We start from the raw sequence: 13,506 nt of genomic DNA, 5'->3' as shown, positions 1-13,506 counted from the left end.
CCCTACTCTTTTCAATATATAAATGGAAGCAACCGAGCCCGATGGCTCATCCATTCTTCATAATCTGTTCCAAATTTTCCGATAAGCAGCTTTTCTTCGTACCTGAGGCGTTTTAACAGCATCCAGCCTGTTAACAATCCACCGATCACAGCTGCAATCAGGCTGGTAAAATAAAGCGCCATGCCGACTGCGATAAACAGAAGGCCTGTATACAGGGGATGACGAAGCCTTTTATAGGGGCCGCTGCTTACAATTTCATCTCCTTCTCTAACCGTCACATGTCTGGTGAACTGCGCCTTTAAATGCGTAATTCCCCAAAACCTTAAGAAAACTCCGATTGAGAAAAGGATGATTCCTGCTGCCTTCATTGGAACGACTAAGGAAACAATTTCTCTGAATTCCTGCAGAGTTAAGGCTGCTATGATCGTAAAAAACAATGCGGTGAAAATAAGCAAGAAACTGCGTGTTTCCAGCGAGTCTCCCTTTCCTACTCCCCGGTTTCGAAATAGTAAAAATTCACTTATCCAAATGAAGCTTACCAGGATAAACAGTCCATCGAGGATGGTCATAAAATCCGTCACATCCCTCTTTGTTTCTCTCTTTTAATATATAGAACATTCTGAAACAAAACAATGAATAATAGGCAGCTCTTATATAAATAATTCTAAGAGTTCCCTTCTTTACTATTTCCTTTTTTAGATAAGAAGAAACCTCCCGTAAGCGGAAGGTTTCTTGAGTTTACTTTAAGCTGTTTTGTTTAAGTCTTCATCAACAACGATCGGATGAAGACCTGAATCACTCGCTGCAAGTCTGGCACGCACTGTCATAAAGAACGCGACAGCAGAAGCGATGGTAATTAAGGCTGCTCCACCATAGGCTACTTCAATCGGAAGCCTTAATCCAATTTCCGCATTTAAAATATAGGTAAAGGTTGCCATGGTGATAAACATTGCAGGCAGGATGGCAATCCAGTAGTTTTTCCGCTGAAGAGCCAGATACATAGCGCCGACCCATAGTGCAATCATCGCCGTTGATTGATTTGCCCAGGAGAAATATCTCCACAGGATATTAAAATCGATTTGAGTGAGAGCAATTGATAACACGAATAATGGCAGAGCAATCCAGATTCTGCTCATAATTTTCTTTTGCCCAACCTTGATGTAATCGGCAATGATCATTCTTGCGCTTCGGAAAGCTGTGTCCCCTGACGTAATAGGCAGGACGATGACACCAATAATAGCAAGTGTTCCTCCAATTGCACCAAGTGTGGTGATAGAGACTTCGCGAACGATTGCAGCAGGTCCGCCGGCAGCAAGAATTTCATTGAGGTTTTCACCGCTGAAAAGCGCCATTCCTGCAGCTGCCCAGATCATCGCAATAATTCCTTCTAAAATCATCATGCCATAAAAAATCTTGCGTCCCTGGTTTTCTTGTTGAGTCGTTCTTGAAATGATTGGTGATTGAGTTGCATGGAAGCCTGAAAGCGCTCCGCACGAAATCGTTAAAAACAATAATGGAAAGACAGCCAGTCCGCCCGGATGCATATTTTGAAGTGTGATTTCCGGAATCGGATGCCCCTGAACAACTAGTGCCCCACCTACTCCAAGTGCACTAACGACAAGCAGCGCACCAAAAATCGGGTAGAGACGTCCGATAATCTTATCAACTGGCAACATCGTAGCGGCAATATAGTAAATAAAAATGGCTCCAATTATAACACCCATTGAAATCCACGCTGGTGTTAAGTCTGCGATCAGCGCTGCGGGTGCTGTGACAAAAACCGTTCCGACAAGAAGCAATAATAAAATCGAAAACGCATTGACAACATGTTTAAACGCTTTTCCTAAAAACTTTCCTGCAAGCTCCGGCAAATGAGCGCCCCGGTTTCGAATGGAGATCATCCCGGTAAGGTAATCATGAACAGCTCCTGCAAAAATACAGCCGAACACAATCCAGATAAAAGCGACCGGGCCGTAAAGAGCTCCCATGATTGGACCGAAAATGGGTCCAACTCCTGCTATATTTAAAAGCTGAATCATGGAATTTCGTTTCGTATCCATTGGAACATAATCAACGCCGTCTGCATGAGAATACGCTGGTGTAAGACGTTCATTTTTCACGCCAAATACTTTTTCCACAAACTTGCCGTACGTAAAATAACCTATAATCAGTATGACGATTGCTGCGAGAAAGGTAACCATTTATTTTCCTCCTCATAATAGTGTATCCGCTTACATCATACGTTCTTTTTTCTGTTTTTGGGCTGATCCTTGGTCAACGTGACGAAAATGAAGGTTAAGATGTTCATATAGTTGGTTAAAAAATGCCCATTCAAAGAACTAGCCGCTTGTTTTACATACATTCTGTATGAGGACCGGTTCATTTCTGCTTCAGGCGTACGCTTTCCGCGGGGCGGGAGGTGAGCCGTTCGATGCTTGCGCATCTTCTCTGTCTCACCCTTCCCGCTGCGTCCCGCAGGAGTCGACGCCTTCCGCTTCTATGAACCTATTCTTTCGCTAAGGTATAAAAAAAGAAAATTGACTTATCACAAAGGGAAAGTCATTTTTCTTTTTAAATTTAATGTATAAAGTGAATAAAAATCAGGTGGAGATTTGATCTTCAGAAGTTGTTACTCTTGTTATTTATTTTAAAGGGGACCGGTTCATTTCCGTTTCAGGCGTACACTTTTTAGCGGGGCGGGAGGTGAGCCACCTTGATGCTTTCGCATCTGTAGTGTCTCACCCTTCCCGCTTCATCCCGCTGGAGTCGACGCCTTCCACTACAATGAACCTATTCTTTTGTACTTCATAAAAATCTTCGTATAGATTCAAATGTTTGACCTTGGCCAAGACCTTGCACCCATAATAGGTGATTTTTCAGCGATGAAAATTCCTTTTTCAACAAATAACTATACTTAATTGTCTTTTTTAAGGCAAAACTTTAGACACATAGTTTAACAGTCTAAACGCAGGGTAATTTGGTTATTAATAGTATATTTTGTAAAAAAATATTTATATGTTCAACGTATTTAGTGAATTATCTTCAAGATTATAAAAAGCACTAGTCATTAATTGACAAAGGTTTTTAGAATTGGCGGTGAGTTGTTGAATGAAAAGTGCAACTGAAAAGAGTTTATCTCTTTTAAAATTTCTTGTTGTAGTCTCTGTTGTTATTGCCATTTTTATGAACAATTATTACCTTGAGTTTTCTACTGCAGGAAAAGCCTTGCTAACTATTTCTTTCATTATAATTGCTATTATCATTTGGAAAATATTGTTTTATAAAAGAAGAAGCAGCTCAACTTGAATAAAAAAAGGTTGTCAATTTATTTGGCATTATTAAGATATTAATTGCATGACTTCAACAAAGTAACTTCTTCTTAAAGCTCCAGTCTTTCCCTCAGTTCTTTCACATAGTTTCGGCTGACCGGAATATGATCACTGCTGTTTTTTAATTTCAGCTGATAGACGCTTGTACTCCAGGAAACCAGTTCTTCCACTTTGCTGATATTTACGAGGTATCCTTTGTGTACTCTGAAGAATGTATAACCGTTTAATTTTTGCTCGAATTCTTTTAAGGGTGTTTTGGAGGAAAGCTTCTCTTTCTCCGTCACAATAAACGTATCGCGTCCCTCACGGTAAATATAGAGAATCGTTTCCGGCTCTAAATAGTAAATCCGGTCCTCCCCCTGCACCGCGAGCTTTCCATGAGCTGCTTTCGTTGCAGGAGGGATGGCTGACTGCTTTTTTAGCAAAAGCTTTTTTACGGTTTGAGCCACTTGAATGTCATCAAAAGGCTTTAATAAATAGTCAACTGCGTCTAGTCTAAACGCCTTAACCGCATAGTTTGGGTAGGCCGTTGCGAAAATAATTAAAGGCGGATTCTTCAGCTTTTGAAGTGTTTCTGCTAAATCAATTCCGCTCATTCCTGTCATTTCAATATCTAAAAAAACAGCATCTGGTTCTTCTTTTAAAATTAGCCCTAATCCTTTTTCAGCTGAATTGGCTTCTCCAATGACAGCTACTTCGGGATGTTCTTTTAGCAGGTGAACCAATTCCTGCCGGCTAAGTGGCTCGTCGTCAATGATGATTGTCCGCAGCTCCACTTTTACACCTCCTCCATCTCTTCATTCACCTTTATTTTAAACGAAACAGCTGTCCCTTCTCCTATCGTTGATTTCAACTGAAGACCCGATTCTTCTCCAATCATTTTGATCAGGCGGGTATGAACATTATGAAGTCCAATCCCCGTTCCGCTTACGGAGGCAACAGGAGAGGATAAAAGAGTTTCAAGCCGATCCTGCCCAATGCCGGTTCCATTGTCGCTTACAGTAATATGGACTTGATCCACTATACGGGTACTCGACAGAATCAGTTTCCCATCAGAGGATTTGTGTTTCAAGCCATGCTTAATTGCATTTTCAACAAGAGGCTGCAGGGTCATGGAAGGAACTTTACTGCTCATCGTTCCCTCTTCTAGTTCATAATAGACCGTCAGCCTATCACAAAATCTTGCTTCTTCTATCGCTAAATAGGCTTTCACATGATCGACTTCCTCCCTGAGTGTCGAAAAGTTTTTTGTAGCTCCGGCTAAATTTTGCCTGAAGAAGGAGGATAATGAGATGAGCAGCTTCCGTGCCTTGTCCGGATTCGTCCTGATCAAGGAGACGATTGTATTGAGTGCATTAAATAGAAAATGCGGACTTACTTGTGCTTGCAGAGCCTTGATCTCTGCTTCTTTTGCCAGTGCCCGGTGCTTTTCAACCTCTGAAATTTCAAGCTGATGACTTAGCAGTGTGGATAATCCCCAAATAAGTTCAAGCATGATAGGGGAAATCATCCGTTGAGAAGAAAAATAAACTTTCAGCGTCCCAATTGTCTGGTCCTGTCGATTCAAAGGAGCAATCACTGCAGCCTGAAGATTGCAGCTTGCTTCATTACAGCCGATGGCATCACGGCCCACGGTCTGTCCTTTTCCGGTTGCGATAACGTATTTAGTGGCTTCGGTGCGTATTTCGAGTCCGCTTTGATGATGATCAGCACCGTCCCCAATATGGGAAAGAATTTGCTTTCGATCGGTAATCGCCACTGCAAGTGAAGGAATTTCCTGATATAGAATAGACGATACTTCTGCTGCTGAAACGGGTGTCAGCCCTTTTCTCATATGAGTAAGAGTGAGATTGGCAATGCGGAGCGCTTTTTGTGATTGAACTGCTCCCATCCGCTCCTCCTCCTGAATTACGCTTCGAATGATTAAAACGAATATGGCTGTCCCTATTGCGTTCGCTATAATCATGGGTACCCCAATATCCTGAACAAGCGCAAAAGCCCGGTCAAAAGGCTTTGCAACGCCTAAAATAATCAGCATTTGGATGGCTTCAGCAAATCCTCCTACTAAAAAAGCTACTTGAGGGGTAACAATTCTATTCTTTTTTTGTTTTGATGAAATCAAGCCGGCGATAAACCCTGCTGCAATCGTTGCGATCCCGCAGGCTATCCCAGTAAAGCCTCCAAGAAAAATTCTGTGCACACCGGCTATGATTCCCGCTCCTGCCCCGATCTTCCAGCCGCCAAGAAGGCCTGCCACGACCACACCAAGAACTCTCGAGTTGGCGATTGCTTCATCCTCACTGAGTACTCTTGTCCACCGATCCATCGAATCTTCGACCGGGTTTACAATAATCCCTGTATATGTTCCAATGATGCCAAAGCATCCGAAAATTACAACGAGCAAAAGACGCTGCCCTGCATTGATGGTGGACTGAGGATCAAATAACCTTCTGAAAAAAGGCAGTCTAGTTAAAATAAATGCCACCGTTACGATGATCCCCAGCCGTTCAATCATTGCCAAAACCAGCATTTTATTCCCTCTTTTCTCTATCTTGATAACGCCATCATACCATCACTATAAGGGATAACCATACTGTTATAATAGACTAATGAAACGCTTCTCTATCAGAATGTGTTACGATTAAGATTATAGTAGTAAGAAAGAGGGTATTTTGACTATGTACAGTCACGGCAAAAAGATTATGGGTGAAGTCCTGGATCAGGAAACCCGCTGTGTCCACTACCATACAAAAAAAGATATTATTGCAATTAAGTTTTATTGCTGCGATACCTATTATCCTTGTAAAAGCTGTCATGATTTAAAGGGTTGCGGAAACCACTCCGTTTGGCCGGCATCTTTATTTAATGAGAAGGCTATATTTTGCGGAGCCTGTGGTACAGAATTAACGATAAATGACTATCTTCAGTGCCATTCCGTATGTCCTGCCTGCTCAGCCCTGTTTAATCCAGGCTGCAGCCTGCATGCTGCGGATTACTTTGAATTAAAAAAGGATTAAGCCTGGAAAAGTATATGCACATATCGTGTCCCTGACTTTTGTCCTTTCTATGAATTTTTGTTCAAGTTCATATTCTATCTTGTAATCTACCTATTAAACATGGTTAGATTAATAGGATTACTATTAAAGGAGCTACTCGAATTGTTACATTACCGTTCATATACATCCGATTCTGCTCTGCCTTGGGTTACATTCATTCATGGTGCCGGAGGAAGTTCCAGCATCTGGTTCAAACAAATTAAGGAATTCAGAAAGCATTTTAACGTGCTGGTAGTCGATTTAAGAGGACACGGACAGTCAGAGCGAGGCCGCTGGAAAAAAGGCGACAGCTTTATAGAAGTTTCTAAAGAAGTAATTGATGTTCTTGACCATCTATCCATAAAAAAATCACATTTCGTCGGCGTTTCGCTTGGAACGATTGTGGTTCAGACATTATCCACTCATCATCCTGAGTATGTTAGTTCATTAGTACTCAGCGGAGCGATTATCAAGCTCGACATCCGCACAAAGCTTTTGCTGTGGATCGGACGCACAACAAAACAATTTGTGCCATATATGCTTCTATATAAGCTTTTTGCATGGATCATCATGCCAAACCGTTCTCATGAAGAATCTCGTCTTGCTTTTGTGAATTCAGCTAAAAAAATGTGCCAAAAAGAATTTATCCGCTGGTTTTCACTTACAAAAGTGATTAACCCCTACCTGGATCGTCTGCAAATCGAAACAAACGGACTTCCTACTATGTTTATCATGGGAGAAGAAGATTATTTGTTCCGGGCACCGGTAGAAGAACTTGTGCGCCGCGATTCAACTCTTGGTCTAATCACCATCAAAAAAGCAGGACATGTATGCAATATTGATCAGCCTCAGACATATAACGAAAAGACAATTGCGTATATTAAAGAAATTGAATCGTTGATTCGTTCATCTAGAACCGTCTGATTGGATTCAGATGGTTTTATTTTTATTTCAGGAGGTGAATATCATGCTGAAGGAATTTAAGAAATTTGCTATGAGAGGCAACGTGATGGAACTAGCCATTGCCGTGGTTATTGGCGCAGCGTTCGGTAAAATTGTCACAGCACTTGTCGACAACATCATTACCCCTATTATGGGCATTTTGCTCGGCGGAATCTCATTTGAAAATATGTCATTTCCAGTTGACGACGCTGTGATTACGTACGGTCTTTTTATCCAAGCTGTCATTGATTTCATTATTATTGCCTTTGCTATCTTTCTATTTATCAAACTACTTAACCGATTTAAAAGCAAAAAAGAAGAAGAGAAGCCAGTCCCTGTTCCAGACCCCCAAACCGAGCTCCTCCGTGAAATCCGTGACCTATTAAAAAAAGAACAAACACCCGATCCACAACAAAATCCACTGGACTAATCCAGTGGATTTTTTCATGGGACGGCACGGAATGAGCAACGAAGAATGCGAGCGCTTGCCAGCTCTTCTATACTTAAGTCTTCATCTTTGGATCAAACGCATCCCGCAACCCATCCCCCAGCAAATTAAAACCAAGCACGACAAGCATAATCGCAAGACCTGGAAAAACCAGGGTCCATGGCGCCTGCACAAGCAGCGCCCTTGAAGCGGACAGCATTGCCCCCCATTCAGGCTGCGGTGCACGTGCACCAAGACCAAGGAAGCCAAGCGCAGCTGCTTCCAAAATGGCAGTAGCCACAGCTAAAGATCCCTGCACAATGATAGGCGTCATGGAGTTCGGAAGCACATGGGAAAATAAAATCCGTGAATCTTTCATTCCTACGGCTCTTGCGGCCATAATATATTCTTCTTCTTTTACGCTCAGTACCCGGGAACGGATCAATCGTCCAAAGTTTGGAATATTAATAATGGCTATCGCGATCAATGCATTTTGCAGTGATGGCCCAAGAATCGCCACAACAGCGATAGCAAGAAGAATACTCGGAAAAGCAAGGAGGATATCAAACAGTCTTGAAATAATGGTATCCACCCATTTCCCGTAATAACCCGCCAAAATCCCAAGTAAACTCCCTACCACAGCAGACCCTACAACCGCCAGAAATCCTACTGTTAATGAAAGTCTTGCTCCATGGATCACTCTCGAAAAAACATCGCGTCCAAAATCATCCGTCCCAAACCAGAATTCAGAAGATGGAGGCTGAAGTCTGATTGATAGATTTTGTTCATCAATGCCTTGTGGTGCAATCCATGGAGACGTTAGTGCCAGAATGATAAAAAACGTGACGATACTTAGCCCTGCAAGTGCAATTTTATTTTTTTTGAACTTTCTCCATCCCTCTTTCCAAGGTGAAAGCGTCTCTTCCTGCTGTTCTTCCCAATCTTGTTCCGGAAGTTTTGCCGGCTCTGCCATGTTCTCACTCCTCTATTAAACAGTCCTTCTCAGCTATATCTTATTCTTGGATCGATAATCGAATACAAAATATCCACAATCAGGTTGATCATGACGAAAATAAATGCCACCACAAGAATGCCTGATTGAATAACCGGATAATCACGAGAGGAAATCGCTTCGTAAATATACCGTCCAATACCCGGAAGACCGAAAATCGTCTCTGTTAAAATAGCTCCTCCAAGCAGCAGGCCTGTTTGAAGACCAATTACCGTTAAAACAGGAATCACAGCATTTTTCAAAGAGTGTTTGTATACGACCCAAAACATTTTTTCACCCTTTGCACGAGCGGTCCGGATGTAATCCGATTTCATCACCTCAAGCATGCTCGAGCGGGTCATTCTGGCAATAATGGCCATTGGGATTGTTGCAAGGGCAACTCCAGGCATAATCAAATGACGGAGAACCTCAAGTGTTTGGTCAAATCTTCCTTGTATGATGGTATCAAGTATAAATAAATTCGTTATCGCATTAACAGGATCACGAACATTTTCACGGCCTGTCGTCGGGAACCAGTCCCACTGCAGGGAAAACTGATACTGCATCATAAGACCAAGCCAAAAAATCGGGATTGAAACACCGACAAGCGCTAATATCATTGCCGCGTAGTCAAACCAGGAGTTTTGAAACCAGGCAGAGATAATGCCTGCATTAACTCCTATGAATATAGCAATTATAATTGCAAAGAAAGATAGTTCAAATGTGGCAGCCAAATAAGGCCAGATTTCTTCGTTGACAGGTGTTCTGGTGCGCAAAGAACTACCAAGATCCCCGGTGGCCAGGTTTTTCAGGTATTCGAAATACTGTATGTACCATGGATTGTTTAAGCCTAATGTTTCCCTCAATGCAGCCACTGCTTCCTTTGATGCCTGCTGACCGAGTATGACGATCGCTGGATCTCCTGGGATTGCTCGGATGATTAAAAATACAATAAACGTCATCCCAAGGAGCACTGGAAATAATTGCAATAGCCTTCTGCCTATATATTGGAGCATTTTCTTCACCCCTGTTCAATAATCTGCTGATCGCGCTTCATGTAAAAAAAGGGAAAGGCGAATGTCCACCTCCCCCTCGTACCGTCTTAGTTATTCAAAATAAACATCCATCAGATTATCCGATCCTGTCGGATGTGCAACAAAGTCTTTTAATGTTGAGCTTCCGGCCATTAAAGGCGTGGAGTGTGCCAGTGGAACCCATGGAGCGTCTTCATGAATGATCTCCTGGGCGTCCATATACAGCTGATTACGAGTATCCTCATCAACTTCAGACTGCGCTTCAATTAATAGATCATGGAGCTCCTGGTTTTCGTAGTACGTGTAATTGTTGCTTCCGATATTATCCTGATCAAGCAATACGTAAAGGAAATTATCCGCGTCTCCATTATCCCCGGTCCAGCCTAAAAGGAATGCATCCGCTTCACCCAAACGTGCTTTTTCAAGATAGGTTGCCCATTCGTAGTTCACGATTTCTGCTGTGATGCCTACGTCAGCCAAATTGTTTTGAATGGCCTCCGCCACTTTTTGTCCATCAGGCATATAAGGGCGTGGAACTGGCATGGCCCAAAGATCCATTTCAAAACCGTCTCCCAATCCAGCTTCTTCTAGCAGTTGTTTTGCTTTTTCAGGATCATATTCATAGCCTTCGATTTCATCATTGTACCCTGCAATAACAGGTGGCATTGCATTTTTCGCTACCTCTGCACGGCCTTCAAAAAATGCATCCACAATGGCTTGGCGGTCGATCGCGTGATTCATCGCCTGGCGCACTTTTGGATCGTCGAACGGTTCACGTGTAGTGGTTAATCCAAGATATCCGACATTCATGGAAGGACGTTCAAACAATTGCAAATCTGCATTTTCTTCAACCATCGCAGCATCACTTGGGTTCACGCCATCTGCAAGATCAATTTCATTGCTTTGCAACGCATTTAAACGGGCTGAATTTTCAGGAATGGAACGGAAAATAATTTGATTTAGTTTAGGCAGGCCTTCCTGCCAGTAGTCTTCATTTTTCTCAAGCACGATTCTGTCATTTCGTCTCCACTCAACAAACTTAAATGGTCCTGTTCCTACCGGGTTTTCATTGAAACCCTCGTCTCCCATTTCATCTACTGCTTTAGGACTTGCAATACCAAATGGACTCATAGCAAGATTTTTCAAGAATGGCGCCTGCGGACGTTTAAGCTTAATTTCAACCGTCATATCGTCTGCAGCTGTCACGGATTCAATAACATGGCCTTCATCGTCGCCGAATCCGCCAAACATTGATTTGTAATAATAAAACTTGTCCTCCGTACCTGATGCCCAGCGCTCAAAGTTGTAGACAACTGCATCAGCGTTAAATTCTTCTCCATCATGGAAGGTGACGCCTTCTTGCAGGGTAAACGTATACGTCAGCCCATCTTCAGAAACCTCCCAATCAGTAGCAAGGCCAGGATTAATTTCTGTATCCTCACGCCCAAATTCGATGAGGGTTTCAAACACATTTTTTGTTACTTTAAAGGACTCTCCATCTGTCACCGTGATTGGATCCAGACCGACTGAGTCGCCTCCGCGCCCAAAAACGAGAGTATCCTGGCTGTTTTCTTCTGAATCATTGCCATCAGTTCCTTCTCCGCCAGTGTCGTCCCCTTCGTCACTTGCACAACCGAATAAAGCAGTTGAAACTGTTAGTAAAAGCACAAAAAATAATAACCATGTTTTCTTATTCATACTACCCCTCCAACCATTTCTTTATTTTGACTCGCTGACTGCTTTCCTTTTGAGTAAAGGTGACAGGCAACGTAATGTCCTTCTTCATGTTCTTGAAGCTGCGGGACAAGCTTTTCACACATATCCATTTTGAATGGGCACCTTGTGTGAAACGTGCAGCCTGATGGTGGATCAGCTGGGCTTGGAATATCTCCCTCTAAAACAACTGAATTTTTTTCATATAAAGGATCGGGTATCGGAACGGCAGATAAAAGCGCCTGCGTATACGGATGCAGCGGATGGTCATACAGTTTTTCGCTGGACGTAATTTCAGCCATTTTGCCTAAATACATGACACCTACACGATCGCTGATATGCCGTACAACTCCAAGGTCATGGGCAATTACGATGTAGGTTAATCCAAAATCTTTTTGAAGATCTTGCATCAGATTCAGCACCTGCGATTGAATGGAAACGTCAAGTGCAGAAACAGGTTCGTCGGCAATAATAAGTTTTGGTTTGGTCATCAGCGCTCTGGCGATGCCGATTCGCTGCCGCTGCCCTCCGCTAAATTGATGGGGATATCTTTTTGCATGATAACTGCTTAATCCCACTGTCTCTAAAAGTTCTTTCACTCTTTTTTTTCTTTCAGCCGGGGTGCCGATTCCATGAACTTTTAAAGGTTCTTCTAATATTTTCTCAACGGTATGTCTGGGATTCAGTGAGGCAAAAGGATCTTGAAATACCATTTGCATATCTCTTCTCATTTTTCTCAGTTCATTATTTGACAACTTGGTTACTTCTTTTCCTTCAAAAAACACTTTTCCTTCTGTCGGCTCAATAAGTCTTAGCAGCATGCGCCCGGTAGTTGATTTGCCGCAGCCGGACTCTCCGACGATGCCTAATGTTTCACCTTTATGTACCGTGAAAGAAACATCTTCCACTGCTTTTACGGTTCCAATTGTTCTGCCAAGCACTCCACCCCTGACGGGAAAATGCTTTTTTAAGTTTTCAACTTGTAACAGTGGTTCTCTGGTTGTCATCTTCTTTTGCCTCCTTGTGGTCGAATAAGAAGCATCTTGTAGATCGCCCTTCGCCCGTGTCGTAAAGAGGAGGGTCTTCCTGCATACATCTTTCAAAAGCAAAATCACATCTTGCGGCAAAGCGGCATCCTTTTTTAATGGATCCCGGCCGCGGCACATTGCCGGGGATCGAGTAGAGCCGCTGCTTTTTATAGCGCATATCTGGAACAGATTGAATCAGCCCTTTTGTATAGGGATGCTGAGGGTCTTTAAAAATATCCACAGCTAAACCGTTCTCCACAATTTTCCCGGCATACATGACTACAACCCGTTCACACGTTTCTGCCACTACCCCAAGGTCATGGGTAATGAGCATAATGGCCGTATTTAGCTCTGCATTGATGTTTTTCATCAATTTCAGAATTTGCGCCTGAATCGTCACATCAAGAGCCGTTGTCGGTTCATCCGCAATTAAAAGCTTCGGCTCACAGACGAGTGCCATTGCGATCATAACCCGCTGTCTCATTCCGCCTGACAGCTGGTGCGGATAATCATTCATCAGTTCTTCTGCTCTTGGCAGTCCAACGAGTTTTAACATTTCCACCGCTCTTTGTTTTGCTTGTTTCTTATTTCCTTTTTTATGTATTAAAGTCGCATCCATCAATTGATTCCCTATGGTAAATAGAGGATTTAACGATGTCATCGGTTCCTGGAAGATCATTGCCACTTCATTTCCCCGAATGGTTCGCATTCTTTTTTCGGTTGCGGTTGTCAGTTCCTCTCCGTTAAGCTTGATTTGTCCTCCGGTAATTTTACCTGGTGGTTTTGGGATTAAGCCCATAACAGAAAGCGACGTTACACTTTTCCCGCAGCCGGATTCTCCAACAATTCCCAGCACCTCGCCTTCTCTTACATAGAAGTCTATGCCATCTACTGCCGGTATTTCCCCCTCATCCGTAAAAAATGAAACACGGAGGTCTTCAACTTGAAGTACAGGTTCTTTCCTCATCCCTCTCCTCCTCCAAATGTTTTTTCAATATACTTTATTT

Annotated in this window: 13 protein-coding genes; 4 read left to right on the top strand and 9 right to left on the bottom strand. The window is 42.8% G+C overall.

From position 1 onward, the window contains the following. Positions 1-11 precede the first annotated feature (11 nt). The gene (locus tag KR50_RS05960) at positions 12-569 is read right to left on the bottom strand and encodes a methyltransferase family protein (protein WP_041056137.1); all 558 of its coding nucleotides are present in this window, start codon (positions 567-569) and stop codon (positions 12-14) included. A 174-nt stretch (positions 570-743) separates the two neighbouring features. Continuing rightward, positions 744-2,201: a carbon starvation CstA family protein gene (locus KR50_RS05955; RefSeq protein ID WP_041056134.1), complete on the bottom strand. Its 1,458-nt coding sequence runs from the start codon at positions 2,199-2,201 to the stop codon at positions 744-746. 907 nt (positions 2,202-3,108) lie between these two features. On the opposite strand from KR50_RS05955, the gene KR50_RS05950 reads away from it, so the two are divergent. Next, positions 3,109-3,306, top strand: coding sequence for a hypothetical protein (locus tag KR50_RS05950; protein ID WP_041056131.1), 198 nt, complete (start codon positions 3,109-3,111; stop codon positions 3,304-3,306). Between the two features lie 73 nt (positions 3,307-3,379). On the opposite strand, the gene KR50_RS05945 is transcribed toward KR50_RS05950, so the two are convergent. Both KR50_RS05945 and KR50_RS05940 read right to left on the bottom strand, forming a co-directional pair. Beyond that, the gene (locus KR50_RS05945; protein WP_041056128.1) at positions 3,380-4,105 is read right to left on the bottom strand and encodes a LytR/AlgR family response regulator transcription factor; all 726 of its coding nucleotides are present in this window, start codon (positions 4,103-4,105) and stop codon (positions 3,380-3,382) included. A 2-nt stretch (positions 4,106-4,107) separates the two neighbouring features. After that, entirely contained in the window at positions 4,108-5,859 is a 1,752-nt protein-coding gene (locus KR50_RS05940; protein ID WP_041056125.1) for a sensor histidine kinase, read from the bottom strand. A gap of 148 nt (positions 5,860-6,007) precedes the next feature. On the opposite strand from KR50_RS05940, the gene KR50_RS05935 reads away from it, so the two are divergent. From KR50_RS05935 to mscL, 3 genes are all read left to right on the top strand, one after another. Then, positions 6,008-6,346 (top strand): CHY zinc finger protein, encoded by a 339-nt coding sequence (locus KR50_RS05935; RefSeq protein WP_041056123.1) that lies wholly within the window; start codon positions 6,008-6,010, stop codon positions 6,344-6,346. Positions 6,347-6,487: 141 nt separating this feature from the next. Then, on the top strand, positions 6,488-7,288 hold the full coding sequence (locus KR50_RS05930) for an alpha/beta fold hydrolase (RefSeq protein WP_041056121.1): 801 nt from the start codon (positions 6,488-6,490) through the stop codon (positions 7,286-7,288). Between the two features lie 34 nt (positions 7,289-7,322). Further along, complete coding sequence (gene mscL / locus KR50_RS05925) at positions 7,323-7,736, top strand: large conductance mechanosensitive channel protein MscL (RefSeq protein ID WP_269746063.1); 414 nt, start codon at positions 7,323-7,325, stop codon at positions 7,734-7,736. Positions 7,737-7,809: 73 nt separating this feature from the next. Here the strand turns inward: mscL and KR50_RS05920 are convergent, their stop codons facing one another. From KR50_RS05920 to KR50_RS05900, 5 genes are all read right to left on the bottom strand, one after another. Next, positions 7,810-8,706 carry an ABC transporter permease gene (locus KR50_RS05920; RefSeq protein ID WP_041056117.1) on the bottom strand — a complete coding sequence of 299 codons (897 nt, stop codon included), beginning with the start codon at positions 8,704-8,706 and terminating at the stop codon, positions 7,810-7,812. A gap of 29 nt (positions 8,707-8,735) precedes the next feature. Next, complete coding sequence (locus KR50_RS05915) at positions 8,736-9,740, bottom strand: ABC transporter permease (RefSeq protein WP_041056116.1); 1,005 nt, start codon at positions 9,738-9,740, stop codon at positions 8,736-8,738. 90 nt (positions 9,741-9,830) lie between these two features. After that, entirely contained in the window at positions 9,831-11,456 is a 1,626-nt protein-coding gene (locus KR50_RS05910; protein WP_041056114.1) for an ABC transporter substrate-binding protein, read from the bottom strand. Continuing rightward, positions 11,453-12,478 carry an ABC transporter ATP-binding protein gene (locus KR50_RS05905; protein ID WP_052476831.1) on the bottom strand — a complete coding sequence of 342 codons (1,026 nt, stop codon included), beginning with the start codon at positions 12,476-12,478 and terminating at the stop codon, positions 11,453-11,455. Before KR50_RS05905 ends, KR50_RS05910 begins: the two co-directional genes overlap by 4 nt. Next, positions 12,447-13,466, bottom strand: coding sequence for an ABC transporter ATP-binding protein (locus KR50_RS05900; RefSeq protein WP_041056113.1), 1,020 nt, complete (start codon positions 13,464-13,466; stop codon positions 12,447-12,449). Before KR50_RS05900 ends, KR50_RS05905 begins: the two co-directional genes overlap by 32 nt. Positions 13,467-13,506: the final 40 nt, after the last annotated feature.

The sequence above is a fragment of the Jeotgalibacillus campisalis genome (assembly GCF_000829515.1).
GTDB lineage: Bacteria > Bacillota > Bacilli > Bacillales > Jeotgalibacillaceae > Jeotgalibacillus > Jeotgalibacillus campisalis.
Note: the sequence above shows the minus strand (reverse complement) of the source record. Positions and strands in the feature narration are given on the sequence as shown.

What these genes read in the sequence shown, in the direction of transcription:
- KR50_RS05960 (WP_041056137.1), bottom strand. Translation starts at nt 569, where the DNA reads ATGACCATCCTCGATGGACTGTTTATCCTGGTAAGCTTCATTTGGATA.
- KR50_RS05955 (WP_041056134.1), bottom strand. Translation starts at nt 2,201, where the DNA reads ATGGTTACCTTTCTCGCAGCAATCGTCATACTGATTATAGGTTATTTT.
- KR50_RS05950 (WP_041056131.1), top strand. Translation starts at nt 3,109, where the DNA reads ATGAAAAGTGCAACTGAAAAGAGTTTATCTCTTTTAAAATTTCTTGTT.
- KR50_RS05940 (WP_041056125.1), bottom strand. Translation starts at nt 5,859, where the DNA reads ATGCTGGTTTTGGCAATGATTGAACGGCTGGGGATCATCGTAACGGTG.
- KR50_RS05935 (WP_041056123.1), top strand. Translation starts at nt 6,008, where the DNA reads ATGTACAGTCACGGCAAAAAGATTATGGGTGAAGTCCTGGATCAGGAA.
- KR50_RS05920 (WP_041056117.1), bottom strand. Translation starts at nt 8,706, where the DNA reads ATGGCAGAGCCGGCAAAACTTCCGGAACAAGATTGGGAAGAACAGCAG.
- KR50_RS05915 (WP_041056116.1), bottom strand. Translation starts at nt 9,740, where the DNA reads ATGCTCCAATATATAGGCAGAAGGCTATTGCAATTATTTCCAGTGCTC.
- KR50_RS05910 (WP_041056114.1), bottom strand. Translation starts at nt 11,456, where the DNA reads ATGAATAAGAAAACATGGTTATTATTTTTTGTGCTTTTACTAACAGTT.
- KR50_RS05905 (WP_052476831.1), bottom strand. Translation starts at nt 12,478, where the DNA reads ATGACAACCAGAGAACCACTGTTACAAGTTGAAAACTTAAAAAAGCAT.
- KR50_RS05900 (WP_041056113.1), bottom strand. Translation starts at nt 13,466, where the DNA reads ATGAGGAAAGAACCTGTACTTCAAGTTGAAGACCTCCGTGTTTCATTT.